This is a genomic window from Eubacterium ramulus (assembly GCF_003122485.1).
In the GTDB taxonomy this organism is placed as follows: Bacteria; Bacillota; Clostridia; order Lachnospirales; family Lachnospiraceae; genus Eubacterium_I; species Eubacterium_I ramulus_A.
Window position 1 is genome coordinate 1 of sequence record NZ_JRFU01000258.1, and the last position, 1668, is coordinate 1668.

Below are 1668 nucleotides of genomic sequence, written 5' to 3' on the forward strand. Positions count from 1 at the left end.
TCATGAGTGAGGGGCAGGGGAGTTGAAGTGTCGAAGACACTTTTTTATGCGTATATATATGCGCTTTAAACAGGTATTAATTATCGTAGACTAAAAAAGTTTCAGAGATAATTTCTATCGAATATTTACTTTAAAATCAAAAATGCACAATAAGCACTTAAAACTGCTGATGTAAAAGATAAGTGATTTGTGAGTGCTAATTTGTTTTTTGATGTGGATTAAATATAAAAAGCCAAGAAGTAGTTTACTATTTTTTCCTTTATTTCTCTTTAGATTTAAAGGAGAAAATATATGTTATATAAAATTGTAGTTGATGCAAAGAATGGGGATCAGGATGCAAAAATGAAACTAATCAATAAATTTATGCCTGTTATAAGAAAATGTTCAAGAAAATTGTATAGTGAAGATGCGGAAAATGAGATGATTCTTTTTATATTAGAACTAATTCCTAAAATTCCAGACAATTTACTTCGACCAGAAAATGATGGAAAAATCGTAAATTATATATCAATTTCGGTAAAAAATCATTATTCATATTGTATACGGAAGAAAATGCAGGAGAAAGATAAAATCCCATTTTCTGACTTATCAGAAGAACAATTGCATCTATTAGAAAATGAATTATCTACGAATGATGAAATGAACAAATTGATTCAGGATGATTTGGATATTAGTTTGAGTGAAAAGGAATATAAGGTAATAGTGATGTTTTATTTTGAACAGTATTCTATAGCTGAAATTGCCGAAGAATTTAATGTATCTCGGCAGGCGGTTAATCAGATGCGTTGTAGAGCTATAAATAAATTACGAAAAATTTATTAAATTCTTTTAAATACGAACTTTACATATCGTAATAAAAATTGTCTTTTAATTATAAATGATCGATCATTAAAAAGTAGTAGCAAAGGAGAAAAAATTATGTCAAATATGTTGTTGATTAACAAAAGTGGAAAAACAATGCCTGTTTATTCTACGGATGGTGGAAACACTGTAATTGGTCATATTTACGATCGAGAAGCGTATGTATATGATTCTGATGCAGGCGGCGATGGTGTATTTAATCATGTTAAATTCTTAGATGCATCAGGCAACTTTAGATGGGGATATTTAAATTTCCCACCAGATAAAGGATGTACATTTTGTACAACATGGCCGTATAAATATAATGTTACAATTTCCGGGAAAAAATATAGTACATATTTGTTACGGAAAGATTGTAAAGCATATTATCCAAGCGGAAAATACTGGAAAACCATTCCGGCAGGTCGTCAGGTGGCAACTAATAATGAGACTATGGGAGAGAACTATCCGTATTTAAAATCTATTGATTACTATCAGGGAGACACTGGATGGGAAAGAGTATGTGGAAATTACGGTTTTGTAGACACTGGCATCAGAAGTGGATCTCGATATAATAAAATCGCATTTTATGGTGGGTGGTAAGCACAAACCTTTTATAGAGATATGTGAATAATGTAAAAAATCTCCTAGTACCAGTTTGGTACTAGGAGATTTTTTATTGCGGAATAAAGGTTGCTTGATCAATGTTAATTGGAGAAAATGTGGTGGAATAATAGCCGGTAATATCAGAAGATTCAGAATCATCATCAATTTGGATGGAGAGACTGTAATTAATTCTGTGTAAACTCTAAAAGAGCTATATACCCT

At 31.0% G+C, this 1668-nt stretch carries 2 protein-coding genes; both read left to right on the forward strand.

Annotation, left to right across the window (positions count from 1 at the left end):
- Nucleotides 1–291 precede the first annotated feature (291 nt).
- Nucleotides 292–822, forward strand: coding sequence for a sigma-70 family RNA polymerase sigma factor (locus LG34_RS16360; protein WP_109217027.1), 531 nt, complete (start codon nt 292–294; stop codon nt 820–822).
- A gap of 96 nt (nt 823–918) precedes the next feature.
- Nucleotides 919–1443, forward strand: a complete 525-nt coding sequence (locus LG34_RS16365; protein WP_109217028.1) for a hypothetical protein — start codon at nt 919–921, stop codon at nt 1441–1443.
- Nucleotides 1444–1668 lie beyond the last annotated feature (225 nt).

What these genes read in the sequence shown, in the direction of transcription:
- LG34_RS16365 (WP_109217028.1), top strand. Translation starts at nt 919, where the DNA reads ATGTCAAATATGTTGTTGATTAACAAAAGTGGAAAAACAATGCCTGTT.
- LG34_RS16360 (WP_109217027.1), top strand. Translation starts at nt 292, where the DNA reads ATGTTATATAAAATTGTAGTTGATGCAAAGAATGGGGATCAGGATGCA.